Origin of the sequence: Streptomyces roseolus (assembly GCF_014649855.1) — a bacterium.
Taxonomy (GTDB): Bacteria; Actinomycetota; Actinomycetes; order Streptomycetales; family Streptomycetaceae; genus Streptomyces; species Streptomyces roseolus.
Window position 1 is genome coordinate 221,644 of the sequence record NZ_BMTV01000002.1, and the last position, 16,867, is coordinate 238,510.

Sequence of the window (16,867 nt, forward strand, 5' to 3'; positions counted from 1 at the left end):
CGGGGGCGCGATAGCCTTCCCCCGGCACGTGTCCGTGCCCCTTGACTTCCGCCGGACCGCACAGTGGAGGAGCCACCGCGATGGCCGAACACACCAGCTCGAGCATCACCATCGAGGCGGCGCCGGCCGACGTCATGGGTGTGATCGCCGACTTCGCCCGCTACCCCGACTGGACCGGCGAGGTCACCCAGGCCGAGGTCCTCTCCACCGACGAGACCGGCCGCGCGGAGAAGGTCCGGCTCGTCCTCGACGCCGGCGCGATCAAGGACGACCACACCCTCGCGTACACCTGGACCGGCGCCCACGAGGTCAGCTGGACGCTCGTGAAGTCCCAGATGCTCCGCTCCCTCGACGGCTCCTACCGCCTCACCCCGCTCGCCGGCGACCGCACCGAGGTCACCTACCAGCTGACCGTCGACGTCAAGATCCCCATGCTCGGCATGATCAAGCGCAAGGCCGAGAAGGTCATCATCGACCGCGCCCTCGCCGGCCTGAAGAAGCGCGTCGAGTCCCGGGCCTGACCCCCGGGCCCACCCTGGCTCCCCCGGGCCCACCCTGGCCCCCCGGACCGTCCGACCGGATGCCGGATGCCGGATGCCGGATGCCGGATGCCGGACGCCGGACGCCCGGAGACCGGGCCCCGGCCGGGCCGCGATAGCGTCAGCCGCATGCGGATCATCCTCGTCACCGGAACCGGCGGCGCCGGGCGGAGCACGGTCGCCGTCGCGACCGCGCTCGCCGAGGCCCACGCCGGACGCCGGGTCCTGCTCGTCCCCGGTGACACGGACCCCGGCCCGGCCGTGGACGCCGCCGCCCCCGGGACGCTCACCGTCCTGCGGACCGACCCCGCCGGCGACTTCCGGCGCGAGTTCCTCGCCCTCCAGTCCCGCTCCGGGACCGTCCTCGACCTCCTCGGCGCCGCGCCCTTCGAGGACGCCGAACTCACCGAACTGCCCGGCAGCCGCCAGTTCGCCCTTCTCCGGGCGCTGCGCGAGGCCGCCGCCGGCGACCACGACCTCGCCGTCGTCGACCTGCCGCCGCTGCGCGAGGCGCTGACCGTCCTCGCCCTCCCCGAACAGCTCCGCCGCTACCTCCGCCGGCTGCTGCCGCCCGAGCGCCAGGCCGCCCGCGCGCTGCGCCCGATGCTCGCCCAGCTCGCCGGCGTCCCCATGCCCGCCCAGTGGCTGTACGAGACCACCGCCCGCTGGGAGCGGGAACTCGCCGCCGTCCAGGCCGTCGTCGAAGCACCCGGCACCACCGTCCGGCTCGTCCTCGAACCGGGCCCGGCCGCCAGCGCCGCCCTCCGCGAGGCCCGCCTCGGCCTCGCCCTGCACGGCCTCGCCCTCGACGCCGTGATCGCCAACCGGCTCCTCCCCGCCGCCTCCGACGACCCCTGGCTCGCCGCCCTCACCGCCGAGCAGCACCGCCGGCTCGCCGACCTCCGCGCCGACGCCGGCGAGCTCCTGCACGAGCTGCCGCACCTCGGCCGCGAGCCTCGCGGCCCCGAGGACCTCTCCCTGCTCGCCGCCCGCCCCGGCCCGCCGCCCGCCCCCGCGCCCGCCCCGGCCGTCGAGGACCGGCGCGAGGAGGACGGCGTCCTCGTCTGGCACCTGCCGCTGCCCGGCGCCGTCAAGCAGGACCTCTCCCTCGTCCGCAGGGGCGACGAACTCCTCCTCGGCGCGGGTCCCTTCCGCCGCACCCTGCCCCTCCCGCCCGCCCTGCGCCGCTGCACCGTCACCGGAGCCGGCCTCGTCGACGGCGACCTCGCGATCCGCTTCGCCCCCGACCCCGGACTGTGGCCCAAGCCCTCCTGACCGCCCCGCCCGGGCGTGTACCGTCGAAGGAAGGGAAGCGACGGAGGAGTACGCCATGAGCAGCGATCCGGACGCCTGGGCCGACGCGTGTGCCGAGGACCTGGAGGCGGAGAAGGCCCGCCGCCGTGCGCGGCACGGGGAGGAGCCCGGCTCGCCCGCCGAGGAGTTCCGCAGGCTCTTCGAGGCCGTCGCCGAGAAGCTCACCGGCGGACTCGGCGCCGCCGCCCCGCTCTTCGGCGGACAGGCCGCGGGCGCCGCCGCCCAGGCGGCGGAGACCGTCAAGGGCCTCGTCAACCAGGCGAAGGCCGCCGTCGAGCCGGTCATCGAGCGCAACCCGCAGGTCTTCGACCACCTCGCCGCCGCCGGCAGCGAACTCCTCGCCGCCTACCGCTCGGCCGTCGAGGGCCACGAGACCCGCTGGACCCGCGGCCCCGGCCTCGACGAGGACGACCCCCGCCGCGCGCCCGACGGCGAGGACCGGGACGACCACGACCGCGAGGACGGCGGCGGGGGCCCGGCCACCGGCCGCCCCATCGACCTGGACTGATCAGTACGGCGCCTCCCCTCGGGTACGGTGGGCCCTAGCGGGGCTCGACCGAAAACTGAGGGACACATGGGACTCACCATCGGCGTCGACATCGGCGGCACGAAGATCGCGGCCGGCGTGGTCGACGAGGAGGGCAGCATCCTCGACACGCACACGGTGCCCACCCCGCCGACCTCCGAAGGCATCGTCGACGCCATCTGCGCCGCCGTCTCCGAGGCCGGCAAGGGCCACCGGATCGAGGCGGTCGGCATCGGCGCGGCCGGTTACGTCGACGACAAGCGGGCCACCGTCCTCTTCGCCCCGAACATCGACTGGCGGCACGAGCCGCTGAAGGACAAGGTCGAACAGCGCGTCGGCCTCCCCGTCGTGGTGGAGAACGACGCCAACGCGGCGGCCTGGGGCGAGTACCGCTTCGGCGCCGGCCAAGGCCACGAGGACGTCATCTGCATCACCCTCGGCACCGGCCTCGGCGGCGGCATCATCATCGGCAACAAGCTCCGCCGCGGACGCTTCGGCGTCGCCGCCGAGTTCGGCCACATCCGGGTCGTCCCGGACGGCCTGCTCTGCGGCTGCGGCAGCCAGGGCTGCTGGGAGCAGTACGCCTCCGGCCGCGCCCTGGTCCGCTACGCCCGGCAGCGCGCCGCCGCGACCCCGGAGAACGCGAAGGTCCTGCTCTCGCTCGGCGACGGCACCCCCGACGGCATCCAGGGCAAGCACGTCAGCGAGGCCGCCCGCGCCGGCGACCTCGTCGCCGTCGACTCCTTCCGCGAGCTGGCCCGCTGGGCCGGCGCCGGCCTCGCCGACCTCGCCTCGCTCTTCGACCCGTCCGCGTTCATCGTCGGCGGCGGCGTCTCCGACGAGGGCGAGCTCGTGCTCGACCCGATCCGGAAGTCCTTCCGGCGCTGGCTGATCGGCGGCAGCTACCGCCCGCACGCGCAGGTCCTCGCCGCGCAGCTCGGCAACAAGGCCGGTCTCGTCGGCGCCGCGGACCTGGCCCGCCAGGGCTGACCCGCCGCGTTCCCACGGGTCGATGCCCGTCGCGCCCCCTGGGGCGGGGCGGGCATCCGGCCTATGTTGGGTCCATGGCCCTCGACGCGACCGGCGCGCTGCCGGCCTCCCGTGACGACGCGCTGCCCGCCTCCCGTACCGAGCCGGACGGCTCCGCCGTGGTCCGGATCCTCAGCTACAACATCCGCTCGATGCGCGACGACGAGGACGCCCTCGCCCGGGTGATCCGGGCCTGCGCGCCCGACGTCATCCTCGTCCAGGAGGCGCCGCGCTTCTTCCGCTGGCGCAAACACGCGGCCCGGCTCGCCGCCAAGAGCGAACTGGTCGTGCTCTCCGGCGGGGCGACCGCCGCGGGACCGCTGCTGCTCTGCTCGCTGCGCGCCACCGTGGAACGGACCGAGGACGTGCTGCTGCCGCTCACGCCCGGCCTGCACCGGCGTGGCCTCGCCACCGCAGTCGTCCGCTTCGGGGCCGCCCGGCTCGGCCTCGTCAGCTGCCACCTGAGTCTGCGGAAGGACGAGCGGTACGCCCAGGCCGGCCTGGTCCTCGACCGGGTCGCCGCCCTGGGCACCCCGTACACGATCGTCGCCGGCGACCTCAACGAACGGCCCGGCGGACCGGCCTTCACCCGGCTCACCGCGACGCTCCGGGACGGCTGGGCGACGACCCCGCGGGGCACCGAGCACACCCACCCCGCCGAGCGTCCGCACCAGCGCATCGACGCGATCCTGGCGACGCCCGCCGTGGAGTTCCTCGGCTGCGGCGTCCCCACCGGCCTGCCCCCCGCCGACCTGACCGCCGCCACCGACCACCTTCCGGTGCTGGCGGCGGTCCGGCTCCAGGCCCCGCCCGGAGCCTGAGGGAGCGTCGCCGCGGCGGGCGGCCTCCCGGCCGCCCCCGAGCCGCCACGTCCCGGGGCCGGGCCGGGGACGCGGCGGTGTCACCGGGGGACTTCGCCGGTCAGTCCCACAGGTTCCGGTTGAGCTGCTCGGCGGCCCTCGCCTCTTCCTCCTCGCGGCGCCGGCGCTCCTCCTCCCGGCGCTCTTCCTCTTCCTTCTCCTTGGCGCGGCGCTCGTCGTCGCTGCTCATCGTTGCTCCTTCCGCTGTGGACATGGGGTCCGTACCGGTCACAGCACCCCGGCCGCGTCACACCACCGCGCCGCGGCCCGGGTCGTCGTAGCCGTCGCCGTCCTCGTCGTCGCCCTTCATCCGGGCCACCAGGGTCACGAAACCGCCCAGGAAGCCGCCGACGCACAGGGTGGTGAGCCACCAGGTCATGTCCCAGCGGAAGAGGACCGCGAGGAGCATCAGGACCGGGCCGCCGACCACGGCGAGCCAGGCGAACTTGGTGGTGGTGTCGGCCTCGGGGAGCGGCGGGGGCTCCGGCGGCACGAAGTGGCCCTCGTCCGAGCTCCCGGGGCCCTCCTCGGGCTCGGCCACGCTGTAGTCGCGCGGCCCGCCGCCCGGGCGCACCCCGGGCGCGAAGGTGATCGAGCTGCCGAGGGCCGGCTTCGCGTCGCCGGGACCGTCCCCGTCGTCGCTCCCGTCGGCCTCCGCCTCCGCCGCGGGCGGCTCCCGCCGGGTCTTGTCCGGCTTCGGCACGTCCGCGCCCGACGCGGAGGCCGCCCGGGCCTCGCGGGCGTCGAGCTCCTCCGGCTCCGGGAGCCGCAGGTTCTCGATCGGCCGGAAGGGCCGGGTCCCCGGCGGGTCCGCGGGCTCCTCGCCGTACCCCGCGACGATCGCGGCCCACGCCGCCTCCTCGTCGATGGGCTGCGGCTCCCGCTCGCCACCGTCCTGCTGGTCAGCCACCGCTCCTGCTCCCCTTCCCGCCCACGAGTCCCGGGGCGAGACGCTCGACGAACGCCAGACTCTCCTCGAAGATCCTCTCCGCGTCATGGTCCAACGTCGCGACGTGGTAACTCTGTTCCAGCAGGATCTCCGTCACGTCGGTGGAGGAGACCCGGCTGAGGATCCGGGCCGAGTCGGCCGGCGGCACCACGTGGTCCTGCGGGCTGTGCAGCAGCAGGAGCGGCTGTGTGACCTGCGGCAGCTCGTCGTCGACCAGCCGGAAGAACCGCCGCAGCGAGTACGCCGCGTGCAGCGGCACCCGGGTGTAGCCGATCTCGGTCACGCCCTCCTTCGCGATGTCGCTGGCGATGCCCCTCGTCGTGGGCACGAGGTGCCGCACCACGGGCAGGGCGTGCGCGGCGAGGCCGTGCACCTTGTTGCCCGGGTTGACGAGGACGAGGCCGCGGACCGCGTCGCCGTGGCGCGCGGCGAGCCGCAGGGTCAGCGCCCCGCCCATGGAGAGTCCGAAGACGAAGACGGTGGAGCAGCGGGCGGTCAGCTCGCGCAGCGCCCGGTCCACCTCCGCGTACCAGTCGTGCCAGGTGGTGAGCTGCATGTCCTGCCAGCGCGTGCCGTGCCCGGGCAGCAGCGGCACGGACACCGTCAGGCCGCGGTCCGCGAGGTGTTCGGCCCACGGGCGCATCGACTGCGGGGAACCGGTGAATCCGTGACAGAGAAGGACGCCGACCTCTCCGCCCTCATGGCGGTACGGCTCGGCTCCGGGAAGGACCGGCACCGGGGTCTCCTGTTCGGTTTGCGGCTCCGGTGCGCCGGGGCGCCGGAGCCGGTGCGGAGATGGGGGAAGGGACCTTCACGGTACGCGACCGGACCGACACCGACCAGGGCCGCAGCCGGGGTGGCCGGTCGGCACGGGATAAAGTCGTCACGACGGCACACGGAAGGCATGGCGAGTTGATCTACGGCGCAATGAAGTTCTCCATCGGAGGGTCCCTGAAGCTGGCCTTCCGGCCCTGGGTGGAGGGCTTGGAGAACGTTCCCGCCGAGGGCCCCGCGATCCTCGCCAGCAACCACCTGTCCTTCTCGGACTCCTTCTTCCTGCCGGCCGTCCTGGACCGCAAGGTCACCTTCATCGCGAAGGCGGAGTACTTCACGACGCCCGGCCTGAAGGGCCGGCTGACCGCCGCCTTCTTCAAGGGGGTCGGCCAGCTCCCGGTGGACCGCTCGGGCGCCCGCGGCGCCGGCGAGGCCGCCATCAAGGCGGGCATCGAGGTCATCGAGGGCGGCGGCCTCTTCGGCATCTACCCCGAGGGCACCCGCTCGCCCGACGGCCGGCTCTACCGCGGCAAGCCCGGCGGTCTGGCCCGGGTGGCGCTGGCCACCGGCGCCCCGGTGATCCCGGTGGCCATGATCGACACCGAGAAGATCCAGCCGCCCGGCAAGGTCGTCCCGAAGCTGATGCGCCCCGGGATCAGGATCGGCAAGCCGCTGGACTTCTCCCGCTACCACGGCATGGACGGCGACCGCTTCATCCTGCGCTCGGTGACCGACGAGGTCATGTACGAGATCATGAAGCTCTCCGGGCAGGAGTACGTCGACATCTACGCGACCGCCGCCAAGCGGCAGATCGCGGAGGCCGAGAAGGCCGCCAAGGAGGCCGTGAAGGCGGAGATCGCCGCGCGGGAAGAGTCCGGCGCCTGACCCTCCCGCGAGGGAGCGCCGGCGGGGGTGGGGGAGATGGCCAAGCGCGAGCGTGTCGTGCGCATGTCGGTGGAGCAGCCGCTGTGGCGTGCGCTGACCGGCTACCGGGTCCTGACGATGGTCTACGCGGTGCTGATCTTCGCCACCGGCCGGGACCGCTACGAACGGCCCTGGATCGCGGTCGCCTACCTCGCGGTGCTCTGCGTCTGGACCCTCGCCACCCTCCCCAAGGTGGCGAACGCGGCCAGCTGCACCAAGCGCTTCCTCGTCGCCGACCTCGCCCTCGCCCTCACCGGCATCCTCCTCACCCCGCTCGCCGACGCCCACGCCCAGTCCGTGGACGGCCCCACGCTGCCGACGATATGGACGGCCGGCTCGGTCCTCGCCTACGCCATCAAGGGCGGCTGGCGCTGGGCGGGCCTCGCCTCCTCCCTCGTCGCCGTCGCCAACATCATCGAGCGGGGCCACCCCAGCCGGGACACCGTCCACAACGTGATCCTGGTCTGGGTGGCCTCCATCGCCATCGGATACGTCGTCGAGGTCGCCCGCGCCTCCGAGCGCACCCTCGCCCGCGCCCTGGAGATCGAGGCCGCCACCCGGGAGCGCGAGCGGCTCGCCCGCGACATCCACGACAGCGTCCTGCAGGTCCTCGCGATGGTGCAGCGCCGCGGCACGGCCCTCGGCGGGGAGGCCGCGGAGCTGGGCCGGATGGCCGGTGAGCAGGAGGTCGCCCTGCGGACCCTGGTGGCCGGCGGTCTCACCCGCACCAGCCACGTCTCCGAGGACGAGTCGGAGGGAGCGGTCGTCCGGGTCGTCGAGGTCGACGACGAGCCCGCCGACGACACCCCGGTCGACCTGCGCACCCTGCTCGCCCCGCGGGCCGGCGCCCGGGTCACCCTCTCCGATCCCGGGGTGCCCGTGCCGCTGCCCGCCGCGGCCGCCCGCGAACTGGCCGCCGCCGTCGGCGCCGCCCTGGACAATGTCCGGGTGCACGCGGGCGCGGACGCGCGCGCGTGGATCCTGGTCGAGGACTGGGACGACGAGGTCATCGTCACCGTCAGGGACGACGGCCCCGGCATCCCGGAGGGCCGGCTCGCCGAGGCGGAGGGCGAGGGCCGGATGGGCGTCGCGCTCTCCATCCGGGGGCGCCTGCGCGACCTGGGCGGCACGGCCGAGCTGATCTCGGTCCCCGGCCAGGGCACCGAAGTCGAACTGAAGGTCCCGCGACCCGCGCGGGACGCACGGGGGAAGGCAGGAGAGAAGTGAACGAGGCGCAGAGCCCGGCGGAGCAGGACCGGACCATCAAGGTGATGGTCGTCGACGACCACCCCATGTGGCGGGACGCGGTCGCCCGCGACCTGGCGGAGGCGGGCTTCGACGTGGTCGCCACCGCCGGCGACGGCGAGCAGGCCGTCCGCCGGGCCCCGGCCGTCGCCCCCGACGTCCTCGTCCTGGACCTGAACCTGCCGGCCAAGCCGGGCGTCCAGGTCTGCAAGGAGCTGGTCGGCTCGCTGCCGGGCCTGCGCGTCCTGGTCCTGTCGGCGAGCGGCGAGCACGCGGACGTCCTGGAGGCCGTGAAGTCCGGTGCCACCGGCTACCTGCTGAAGTCGGCGGGCGCCGAGGAGCTGATCGACGCGGTCCGCCGCACCGCCGTCGGCGACCCCGTCTTCACCCCGGGCCTCGCCGGCCTGGTCCTCGGCGAGTACCGCCGCCTCGCCTCCGAGCCCGCGCCCGCCACCGGCGCCGGGGAGCCCGAGGCGCCGCGCCTCACCGACCGCGAGACCGAGGTCCTCCGGCTCGTCGCCAAGGGCCTCAGCTACAAGCAGATCGCCGAGCGGCTCGTCATCTCGCACCGCACCGTGCAGAACCACGTCCAGAACACCCTCGGCAAGCTCCAGCTGCACAACCGCGTCGAGCTGGTCCGGTACGCGATCGAGCGCGGCCTCGACGAGGGCTGACCGGCCGCGTGGCCGCGCGCGGCGCCGGACCCGGCCGTATATTCGGGCGCATATGCGGCCTTTCGACGAGAGGACTGGCGTGGAGATCCTGGCATTCGGCGTGCAGGCGGACGAGAAGCCGCTGATCGAGAAGGCGTTCGCGGGCCACCACGACGTCCGCTGCCTCGACGTCTTCCTCACCGAGGACACCGCCCCCATCGCGGCCGGCTACGAGGTCGTCTCCACCAGCGTCAACGCGATCCTCGACCACCGGGTCCTGCAGACCCTGGCGGCCGGCGGCACCCAGATGATCGCCCAGCGCTCCACCGGCTTCAACAACATCGACCTGGAGGTCGCCGAGCGCCTCGGCCTCACCGTCGCCCGGGTCTCGTACTACTCCCCCTACTCCGTCGCCGAGTTCGCCTGGACCCTCGCCATGGCCGTCAACCGGCGGATCGTCCGCGCCTCCAACCGCACCCGCGACTTCGACTTCCGCCTCGACGGGCTGATGGGCCGCGACATGCGGGGCCGCACCGCCGGCGTCCTCGGCACCGGAAAGATCGGCGAGGCCTTCGCCCGGATCGCCCACGGCTTCGGCATGCGGCTCCTCGGCTGGGACGTCGCTGAGAACCCCGCGTGCGCCGCCCTCGGCATGGAGTACGTCGAGAAGGACCGGCTCCTCGCCGAGGCCGACCTCGTCAGCCTCCACGTGCCGCTGCTGCCGGCCACCCACCACCTCCTCGACGCCGCCGCCCTCACGTCCATGAAGGACGACGCGATCCTGGTGAACTCCAGCCGGGGCGGCCTCGTCGACACCGACGCCCTCGTCACCGAGCTCCGCGCCGGCCGCTTCGCCGGCGTCGGCCTCGACGTCTACGAGGCCGAGGCCGGCCTGTTCTTCCTCGACAAGTCCCTCGCGGGCGTCGAGGACGACACCCTCGCCCGCCTGGTCACCTTCCCGAACGTGGTGGTGACGAGCCACCAGGCGTACTACACCGAGGACGCGGTCGGCCAGATCATCGACACCACGGTCCGGAACGTCCTCGACTACATCCAGGGCAGGCGCGGCGAGAACGTCCTGGTCCCGCGGGCCGCGTCCTAGACCAGCACCCCGGCGAGGAGCGCGGCCGTCACCGAGGCGCCCTCCAGCGTCAGCACCGACTCCGGGTGGAACTGCACCCCCGCGAAACCGGGGCCGCGCAGCGCGTGCACCTCGTCCGTCTCCGCGTCCCGGCTCACCTCGATCCGGTGCAGCGCCAGCTCCGTCGCCTCCCGCTCGTCGCAGCGCGCCGTGAAGCTGTTGTAGAAGCCGACCGTCCGCTCCTGCCCGAACAGGTCGATCCGCACCTGCGCGCCCTGGAACGGGGTCCGCTTGCGCACGATGTCCAGGCCCAGCTCCGCCGCGATCAGCTCGTGCCCCAGGCACACGCCGAGGAGGCCGTGCCGGTGGCCGCGCAGCAGCTCGGCGGTGAGCCCGCGCAGGAACCGCATCTTCGGGTCGGCCGCGTCCGTCGGATCGCCCGGGCCGGGCCCGAGGACCACCGGGCCCTCGTGGGCGAGCGCCAGCTCCCGCAGCCCCGGCTCGTCGTACCGCAGCACCGACACCTCCAGGCCGGAGGAGCGCAGCAGGTGCGCCAGCATCGCGGTGAAGGTGTCCTCCGCGTCGACCACCAGCGCGTGGCCCGTCAGCTCCGCGGACCGGGTCTGCATCCGCAGCCAGAACGGCGCCAGGTCCGCCCGCCGGGCGTCCAGCGCGGCCCGTACCCGCGGATCGTCCGCCAGCCTCGGCCGGGCGGGGGAGTCGTCCGCCGGGCGTCCCTCCCGCACCCCGAGGGCCGCCAGGACCGCCGCCGCCTTCGCGTGGGTCTCCGCGACCTCGCCGGCCGGGTCCGAGTGCCGCACCAGCGTCGCCCCCACCGGGACCCGCAGCCGCCCGTCGGCCGCGATGTCGGCGGTCCGGATCAGGATGGGGGAGTCCAGCGTCTGCGCCCCGTTCCCGTCCGTGCCGAGCAGCGCGAGGGCCCCCGCGTAGTAGCCGCGCCCGCCGGCCTCGTGACGCTCGATCACCCGGCAGGCGTTCTGCACCGGGGAGCCCGTCACCGTCGCCGCGAACATCGTCTCCCGCAGCACCTCCCGCACGTCGAGCGAGGACCGGCCGCGCAGCTCGTACTCGGTGTGCGCGAGATGGGCCATCTCCTTCAGCCGGGGACCGATCACCACCCCGCCCCTGTCCCCGACCGTGCACATCATCTTCAGCTCCTCGTCGACCACCATGGAGAGCTCCTCCGTCTCCTTGCGGTCCGCGAGGAAGCCGAGCAGCCCCTCGGCGGTCGGCGCGGCCCCGTCCGGGTAGCGGTACGTGCCGCTGATCGGGTTCATGACCACGGTTCCGCCCGCCATGCGCACGTGCACCTCCGGGCTGGCCCCGACGAGGGTCCGCTCCCCGGTGTGCACGACGAAGGTCCAGTACGCGCCCCGCTCGCCGGCGAGGAGCCGCCGGAACAGGGCCAGCGCGTCGGCCCGCCCGAAGCCCTCGATCTCACCGGTGTACGTCCGCCGGATGACGAAGTTCGCGCCCTCGCCGCCGCCGATCTCCTCCTCGATCACCCGCCGCACGGTCCCCGCGTACTCCTCGTCGGAGACGTCGAAGGCCCCGCCGGAGACCTCGACCCGGTGGGCGGGCAGCGCGTCGAGCACCGCGCCGAGCGGCAGCTCGTACGTCTCCTCGGCGACCAGCACCGACAGCGGCGTCCCGTCGTCCCGCACGTCGAAGCCGCGCTCGCGGATCTGCCGGAACGGCACCAGCGCGAGCGCCGGCCGATCGTCCACCGGCAGGTCGGCCAGCCGCTCGGCCTCGTGGACGGCGCCGATCAGCACCTCGATGGTGTCGTGGTCACGGCCCGGGGTGCGGCGGCGCAGCAGGGCGAACGGCGGGGCGGAGTCGGAGAGGAGTCGGGAGAGGTCGAAGTCCATGGCAGTGGGTTCCTTCCGGTCGGAGTACGGAGAGGAACGGCCTCGCGGGTACGAGAAAGGCCGCCCCTCGGGCGGCCTTCGCGTGGTCTTCGGGTACGCGCAGTCAGTGGGCCGCCGGAGGGACGGTCCACCACCAGTTCTGGTTCGAAGGCGCGTACACGCGAGCACTGTAACCCAGGCGGGCACGGGAACGGGGCCCGTGCCACGCCGCGGAAGGCGTGGCACGGGCCCCGTCCGCGGGGCTCGACCGGATCAGACGATCAGGTTGAAGGCCTGCCAGCCACCGCCGACCTGCGCCTTGGGGGCGTAGGGGTTGGGGTAGCCGCCGGTGTTCCTGTAGAACCACAGCACGCCGGAGGCGTCGCGGGCGATCAGGTCCGGCTTGCCGTCCTTGTTCAGGTCGCCCGGGCCGACCATCACGTTGTAGGCCTGCCAGCCGCCGCCGACCTGGACGCGGGGGGTGAAGGGCTTCAGCGGGTCGCCGGTGCCCTTGTAGAACCACAGCACGCCGCTCTTGTCGCGGCCGAGCAGGTCGGGCTTGCCGTCGCCGGAGACGTCACCGGTGCTGACGATCTCGTTGTACGTCTGCCAGCCGCCGCCGACCGAGGTCTTCGGCGCGAAGGGCCTCAGCGGGTCGCCGCTGCCCTTGTAGAACCACAGCATGCCGGCCGCGTCGCGGGCGATCAGGTCGGCCTTGCCGTCGGCGTTCATGTCGCCGATGCCGAGGATCTTGTTGTAGACCTGCCAGCCGCCGCCGGTGCGGAGCCGGGCCTTGAACAGCGCGTTCGGGTTGCCGGACCCCTGGTAGTACCAGAGCACGCCGTCCTTGTCCCGAGCGACCGCGTCCCCGGTCCCGTCGGCCCGCAGCGTCGTCATCGGCGTGATGGCGTTGTACACCTGCCACCCGCCGCCGACCTTGTACTTGGTCAGGAACGGCGCGGCCGGGTTCCCGGAGCCCTGGTACTGCCAGAGGACACCGGCGGAGTCGCGGGCGATGGCGTTGTAGCGGTCCGTGGTGGAGACGGGGGCGGCGCCGGGCGCCTCGACGATGTCGGACTGCTTCACCCAGACGATCTTGTGGTGGAAGCGGATCGGCACGAACATCGTGGAGCCGACGACGTTCTTCTGCGCGGAGCCGAACCAGTCGTCGCCCTTCACGGCCGGGCCGGCCTTCACGTAGGCCTGGTCGGAGGCGAAGGTGAACTTCGACAGCGGGTTGTTCTCGTCGCCCGGAGCCTCCAGACCTGCCGCGGTGTAGGCGGCGGTCTCCGGGAAGGAGCGGCCGAAGACCTTGGTGGAGGCCAGGCCGGACCTCAGCTTCACGGTGGTGGCGTTCACCGGCACGGTGTACTGGCCGCCGGGGTTGTAGAACCAGGCCTTCTCGCCGGCGTACCAGATCGCCGTCCAGTTGGTCCTGACCTCGGCGACGACGTAGAGGCCACCGGCGCGGACCTTGTTGCCGTAGTTGGAGCCCTCGGACCAGAGCGAGGTGAAGTACGGGTCCTTCAGCGTCGTCGCGCTCGTCGAGTTCGACGTGTACAGGTAGCCGAAGTTGGACGGCCGCGCCGGGACGGCGGTGCCGCCGACGCTCAGCTTCGGCTGGTTCGCCGTGGTGAACGGCGGGACCACCCGGACCGTCTGGCCGGCCCGGAGCAGGCCGCCCGCGCCCTGATCGCCCTGAGGAGCGCCCAGGAGGGACATGTAGTGGTTCCAGTCCCAGTACGGGCCGCCGTCCCAGTGGAGGGCGTCGAGGCGGTTGTCCGTCTGGAGCGCGACCTCGTCGTGGCCGATGATGTGCTCACGGTCGATCGGCACGCCGTACTTGTTCGCCAGGAACTTCACCAGCGCGGCGGAGGAGCGGTACTGGGGTTCGGTGTACCAGCTGCCCTCCTTGATGGCGTAACCCTCGTGCTCCACGCCGATCGCGTGCATGTTGTGGGTCCAGTTGCCCGCGTGCCACGCGAGGTTCTTGTTCTCGAGGATCTGGGTGACCAGTCCGTCCGAAGCCTTGATCAGGTAGTGGGCGCTGCCCTTGCCCGTCGGGCTCGTGAGCACGTCGAGCGATCCCTGGTAGGGGCCCTCGGTGTCGTGGATGACGATCTGGCGGATGTCGACGCCCTGGTTGGGGCGGTCACCCGCGGTGTAGTTCTTCCGCCCCTGGGCGTCGGGGACGCTCAGCTTGACGTTGCAGTTCAAGCCCGCGGGGCACTCGGGGACCGTGGTCTCCGCCGTACTCGCGAAGCCGGCCGCCAGCGGAACGTTCGCCGGCTTGACCGGCTCGACGCCGGGGTCGGCCGCCAGCGCGACCTGCTCGCCGTCGGTGGTGAGCTCCCGCTCACCCTTCTTGATCGACTCGAAGACGCGCTTCGCGAAGAGGTCGGCGCCCTTCCGGTCGGAGGACTGGCCGTAGCGGGCCACGGCCGGATACCACTCGCCCGCATCCTCGGACAGCTCGGCGCCGGCCTGCTTCTGGTAGTCGGCGAGAAGCGCGGCACCGGCGCGGATGGACGCGGCGGTGTCGTTCTGGACGGACTCGGTGGAGCTGTCGATCAGCTCGGCGGCCTTGTCCAGGGTGTGGAGGGCCGGGTCGTCGGTGTCGACGATCGCCTTCTCCAGGATCCGGCGGACCTCTTCGCGGTCGAAGTCCTTCTCGATCTCCGGCCGGCCCGAGCCGTTGAAGTGATCGATCTGCTCTTCGGTGACCCCGGTCTCGACGTCCTCCGGGTCGACCTTCGTCAGGCCCATGACGTTGTACGCGCCGGTCATGCTCGGCTCGCCGTCGTGCGACTCCCAGCGGGTCTGCTGGTACGACACCGCCATCAGCACGCTCTGCGGTACGTCGAACTCCTCCGCCGCCGCGGCGAACTGCTGCTGGAGGGAGGGGGCGCCGCCGGGCTTCGCGTCGTCGGTCGCGCCGAGGAGGCTCGGCGAGGCGACCGCGAGGGTGCCGATCGTGGCGGTGGCGACGACCGCGGCCGCCGCTCCGTACAAGAGTCGTTTCTTCTTGCGGTCCCTGCGGTGCCTCTGGGTCACGCCCACCCCTGTGTGTCAGCTATGCATATGGCGAACAGGTTTGCTCGTTTGCTAAACGCGGGTGAGGGTAACACCACTCGATGGCGTGAAGATCGCGTCCAGACATAACGGGCGCGCGTCTCAGCCACTGGGCAGGGGACAGGACAGGACGAAGAACCCCGTACTGTGGTCAGCGTGACCGTGAACGCCGAATCCCACGCCGTCGCCAAGGCGACCTGGCGAGACCTGCCCGCGGCGCAGCAGCCCGAGTACCCCGATGCCGAGGCTCTGCGCGATGTGATCGCGGACCTCGAGTCGTATCCTCCGCTCGTCTTCGCCGGCGAGTGCGACCAGCTGCGCGCCCGGATGGGAGCCGTCGCCCGTGGCGAGGCGTTCCTCCTCCAGGGCGGCGACTGCGCCGAGGCGTTCGACGCGGTGTCAGCCGACCACATCCGGGCCAAGCTGAAGACCCTGCTCCAGATGAGCGCCGTCCTGACGTACGCGGCCTCCGTGCCCGTCGTGAAGGTGGGCCGCATCGCCGGGCAGTACTCCAAGCCCCGCTCCAAGGGCACCGAGACCCGCGACGGTGTGACGCTCCCCACCTACCGGGGCGACTCCGTCAACGGCTTCGACTTCAACGAGCGGGCCCGCGTCCCGGACCCCGAGCGCCTCAAGCGGATGTACAACGCCTCCGCCTCCACGCTCAACCTGGTCCGCGCCTTCACCACCGGTGGCTACGCCGACCTGCGCCAGGTGCACGCCTGGAACCAGGACTTCGTGAAGTCGTCCCCCTCCGGCCAGCGCTACGAGCAGCTGGCGCGCGAGATCGACAACGCGCTGAACTTCATGAAGGCCTGCGGCACCGACCCCGCCGAGTTCAAGGCGGTGGAGTTCTACGCCTCCCACGAGGCGCTGCTCCTCGACTACGAGGGCGCCCTCACGCGGACGGACTCCCGCACCGGCAAGCTGTACGACACCTCCGGCCACATGGTCTGGATCGGTGAGCGCACCCGCCAGCTGGACCACGCCCACATCGAGTTCGCCTCGCAGATCGCGAACCCGATCGGCATCAAGCTGGGCCCGACGACGACCCCGGAGGAGGCGCTCACCTACATCGACCGCCTCGACCCGGACCGCGAGCCCGGCCGGCTGACCTTCATCGTCCGCATGGGCGCCGACAAGGTCCGGGACAAGCTCCCGGAGCTGGTCGAGAAGGTCACCGCCTCGGGCGCCACCGTCGCCTGGGTGACCGACCCGATGCACGGCAACACCTTCGAGGCGGCCTCGGGCCACAAGACCCGCCGCTTCGACGACGTGCTCGACGAGGTCAAGGGCTTCTTCGAGGTCCACAAGGCGCTGGGCACCCACCCGGGCGGCATCCACGTCGAGCTCACCGGTGACGACGTCACCGAGTGCGTGGGCGGCGGCGACGAGATCTTCGTCGACGACCTGCACCAGCGCTACGAGACGGCCTGCGACCCGCGCCTCAACCGGAGCCAGTCGCTCGACCTCGCGTTCCTCGTGGCCGAGATGTACCGCGATCAGTAAGTAGATACCTACGACGATGGGGCGCGGATCCTTGTGATCCGCGCCCCATCGTCGTCACCAGGGCTTTTACGCTTCCCGCCCGCCGGGTAAGGTTAGGTTAGCCTAATCGATCTCGGCGGGAGGTGATCCGCGTGTACGTCTGCTCATGCTTCGGTGTCACGGAGAAGCAGGTCAAGGAGCACGCGGCGGCCGGCGCCTGCACGCCCCGCCAGATCGCCTCCGCCAGCAAGGCCGGTACGGACTGCGGTTCGTGCGTCCGGCACATCCAGGCCCTCCTCGGGCGCGGGAACTGCCCGCGCCGCGAGCTCCTCGACCAGGGCATGCCGGCCCTCGCGCCGGAGACCACCGACCTGTCCGAGGCCGCCTAGCCCGACCGCCCGCCGTCGGCCCGGCTAGGAGCGTGTCTTTCGGATCATGCCGGGCTCGCGACGCCTGGCACCGCGCCTCGCCGCGTTGTCGTCAGTCGCCGATGTCCCCCAGGCTTCGCCCGGGAGGTGCCCCCACCGCATGGACTCCCTCCT

17 protein-coding genes are annotated in these 16,867 nt (G+C 72.8%); 11 read left to right on the forward strand and 6 right to left on the reverse strand.

Features of this window, described 5'->3' with window-relative positions; genetic code table 11:
- Nucleotides 1-80: 80 nt before the first annotated feature.
- The 5 genes from IE245_RS03075 to IE245_RS03095 all read left to right on the forward strand — a co-directional run bounded on the left by IE245_RS03075 (nucleotide 81) and on the right by IE245_RS03095 (nucleotide 4,229).
- Nucleotides 81-521, forward strand: a complete 441-nt coding sequence (locus tag IE245_RS03075; protein WP_189945119.1) for an SRPBCC family protein — start codon at nucleotides 81-83, stop codon at nucleotides 519-521.
- A gap of 147 nt (nucleotides 522-668) precedes the next feature.
- On the forward strand, nucleotides 669-1,814 hold the full coding sequence (locus tag IE245_RS03080) for an ArsA family ATPase (protein ID WP_189945120.1): 1,146 nt from the start codon (nucleotides 669-671) through the stop codon (nucleotides 1,812-1,814).
- Nucleotides 1,815-1,869: 55 nt separating this feature from the next.
- Nucleotides 1,870-2,361, forward strand: a complete 492-nt coding sequence (locus IE245_RS03085) for a DUF5304 domain-containing protein (protein ID WP_189945121.1) — start codon at nucleotides 1,870-1,872, stop codon at nucleotides 2,359-2,361.
- Nucleotides 2,362-2,427: 66 nt separating this feature from the next.
- Nucleotides 2,428-3,369 (forward strand): ROK family glucokinase, encoded by a 942-nt coding sequence (locus IE245_RS03090; protein WP_189945122.1) that lies wholly within the window; start codon nucleotides 2,428-2,430, stop codon nucleotides 3,367-3,369.
- Between the two features lie 74 nt (nucleotides 3,370-3,443).
- Complete coding sequence (locus tag IE245_RS03095; protein WP_189945123.1) at nucleotides 3,444-4,229, forward strand: endonuclease/exonuclease/phosphatase family protein; 786 nt, start codon at nucleotides 3,444-3,446, stop codon at nucleotides 4,227-4,229.
- A 100-nt stretch (nucleotides 4,230-4,329) separates the two neighbouring features.
- Here the strand turns inward: IE245_RS03095 and IE245_RS37645 are convergent, their stop codons facing one another.
- The 3 genes from IE245_RS37645 to IE245_RS03105 are packed head-to-tail and all read right to left on the reverse strand — an operon-like array spanning nucleotide 4,330 to nucleotide 5,953.
- Nucleotides 4,330-4,458, reverse strand: coding sequence for a hypothetical protein (locus IE245_RS37645; RefSeq protein ID WP_268256508.1), 129 nt, complete (start codon nucleotides 4,456-4,458; stop codon nucleotides 4,330-4,332).
- Between the two features lie 57 nt (nucleotides 4,459-4,515).
- Nucleotides 4,516-5,178: a hypothetical protein gene (locus IE245_RS03100; protein WP_189945124.1), complete on the reverse strand. Its 663-nt coding sequence runs from the start codon at nucleotides 5,176-5,178 to the stop codon at nucleotides 4,516-4,518.
- Nucleotides 5,171-5,953 (reverse strand): alpha/beta hydrolase, encoded by a 783-nt coding sequence (locus IE245_RS03105; RefSeq protein WP_189945125.1) that lies wholly within the window; start codon nucleotides 5,951-5,953, stop codon nucleotides 5,171-5,173. The genes IE245_RS03100 and IE245_RS03105 overlap by 8 nt, the downstream gene beginning before the upstream one ends.
- A gap of 191 nt (nucleotides 5,954-6,144) precedes the next feature.
- On the opposite strand from IE245_RS03105, the gene IE245_RS03110 reads away from it, so the two are divergent.
- The 4 genes from IE245_RS03110 to IE245_RS03125 all read left to right on the forward strand — a co-directional run bounded on the left by IE245_RS03110 (nucleotide 6,145) and on the right by IE245_RS03125 (nucleotide 9,915).
- Complete coding sequence (locus IE245_RS03110; RefSeq protein ID WP_189945126.1) at nucleotides 6,145-6,876, forward strand: lysophospholipid acyltransferase family protein; 732 nt, start codon at nucleotides 6,145-6,147, stop codon at nucleotides 6,874-6,876.
- Between the two features lie 36 nt (nucleotides 6,877-6,912).
- Nucleotides 6,913-8,142 carry a MacS family sensor histidine kinase gene (gene macS / locus IE245_RS03115; RefSeq protein WP_189945127.1) on the forward strand — a complete coding sequence of 410 codons (1,230 nt, stop codon included), beginning with the start codon at nucleotides 6,913-6,915 and terminating at the stop codon, nucleotides 8,140-8,142.
- Nucleotides 8,143-8,186: 44 nt separating this feature from the next.
- Nucleotides 8,187-8,834: a response regulator gene (locus IE245_RS03120; protein ID WP_189945274.1), complete on the forward strand. Its 648-nt coding sequence runs from the start codon at nucleotides 8,187-8,189 to the stop codon at nucleotides 8,832-8,834.
- 79 nt (nucleotides 8,835-8,913) lie between these two features.
- Complete coding sequence (locus IE245_RS03125; protein WP_189945128.1) at nucleotides 8,914-9,915, forward strand: 2-hydroxyacid dehydrogenase; 1,002 nt, start codon at nucleotides 8,914-8,916, stop codon at nucleotides 9,913-9,915.
- Here IE245_RS03125 and IE245_RS03130 read toward each other — a convergent pair.
- From IE245_RS03130 to IE245_RS03140, 3 genes are all read right to left on the reverse strand, one after another.
- Nucleotides 9,912-11,786, reverse strand: coding sequence for an anthranilate synthase family protein (locus IE245_RS03130; RefSeq protein ID WP_189945129.1), 1,875 nt, complete (start codon nucleotides 11,784-11,786; stop codon nucleotides 9,912-9,914). The genes IE245_RS03125 and IE245_RS03130 overlap by 4 nt on opposite strands.
- A gap of 103 nt (nucleotides 11,787-11,889) precedes the next feature.
- Nucleotides 11,890-12,132 carry a trp operon leader peptide gene (locus tag IE245_RS38000; RefSeq protein WP_189945130.1) on the reverse strand — a complete coding sequence of 81 codons (243 nt, stop codon included), beginning with the start codon at nucleotides 12,130-12,132 and terminating at the stop codon, nucleotides 11,890-11,892.
- On the reverse strand, nucleotides 12,039-14,819 hold the full coding sequence (locus tag IE245_RS03140; RefSeq protein ID WP_189945131.1) for an N-acetylmuramoyl-L-alanine amidase: 2,781 nt from the start codon (nucleotides 14,817-14,819) through the stop codon (nucleotides 12,039-12,041). Before IE245_RS03140 ends, IE245_RS38000 begins: the two co-directional genes overlap by 94 nt.
- 174 nt (nucleotides 14,820-14,993) lie before the next feature.
- Between IE245_RS03140 and IE245_RS03145 the strand changes: the two genes are divergently transcribed.
- Together IE245_RS03145 and IE245_RS03150 are read left to right on the forward strand one after the other, a co-directional pair.
- The gene (locus IE245_RS03145) at nucleotides 14,994-16,346 is read left to right on the forward strand and encodes a class II 3-deoxy-7-phosphoheptulonate synthase (protein WP_373305254.1); all 1,353 of its coding nucleotides are present in this window, start codon (nucleotides 14,994-14,996) and stop codon (nucleotides 16,344-16,346) included.
- Nucleotides 16,347-16,468: 122 nt separating this feature from the next.
- Entirely contained in the window at nucleotides 16,469-16,714 is a 246-nt protein-coding gene (locus IE245_RS03150) for a (2Fe-2S)-binding protein (protein ID WP_189945132.1), read from the forward strand.
- The last annotated feature ends 153 nt before the right edge of the window (nucleotides 16,715-16,867 follow it).

What these genes read in the sequence shown, in the direction of transcription:
- IE245_RS03075 (WP_189945119.1), top strand. Translation starts at nt 81, where the DNA reads ATGGCCGAACACACCAGCTCGAGCATCACCATCGAGGCGGCGCCGGCC.
- IE245_RS03080 (WP_189945120.1), top strand. Translation starts at nt 669, where the DNA reads ATGCGGATCATCCTCGTCACCGGAACCGGCGGCGCCGGGCGGAGCACG.
- IE245_RS03085 (WP_189945121.1), top strand. Translation starts at nt 1,870, where the DNA reads ATGAGCAGCGATCCGGACGCCTGGGCCGACGCGTGTGCCGAGGACCTG.
- IE245_RS03090 (WP_189945122.1), top strand. Translation starts at nt 2,428, where the DNA reads ATGGGACTCACCATCGGCGTCGACATCGGCGGCACGAAGATCGCGGCC.
- IE245_RS03095 (WP_189945123.1), top strand. Translation starts at nt 3,444, where the DNA reads ATGGCCCTCGACGCGACCGGCGCGCTGCCGGCCTCCCGTGACGACGCG.
- IE245_RS37645 (WP_268256508.1), bottom strand. Translation starts at nt 4,458, where the DNA reads ATGAGCAGCGACGACGAGCGCCGCGCCAAGGAGAAGGAAGAGGAAGAG.
- IE245_RS03110 (WP_189945126.1), top strand. Translation starts at nt 6,145, where the DNA reads ATGAAGTTCTCCATCGGAGGGTCCCTGAAGCTGGCCTTCCGGCCCTGG.
- macS (WP_189945127.1), top strand. Translation starts at nt 6,913, where the DNA reads ATGGCCAAGCGCGAGCGTGTCGTGCGCATGTCGGTGGAGCAGCCGCTG.
- IE245_RS03120 (WP_189945274.1), top strand. Translation starts at nt 8,187, where the DNA reads ATGGTCGTCGACGACCACCCCATGTGGCGGGACGCGGTCGCCCGCGAC.
- IE245_RS03130 (WP_189945129.1), bottom strand. Translation starts at nt 11,786, where the DNA reads ATGGACTTCGACCTCTCCCGACTCCTCTCCGACTCCGCCCCGCCGTTC.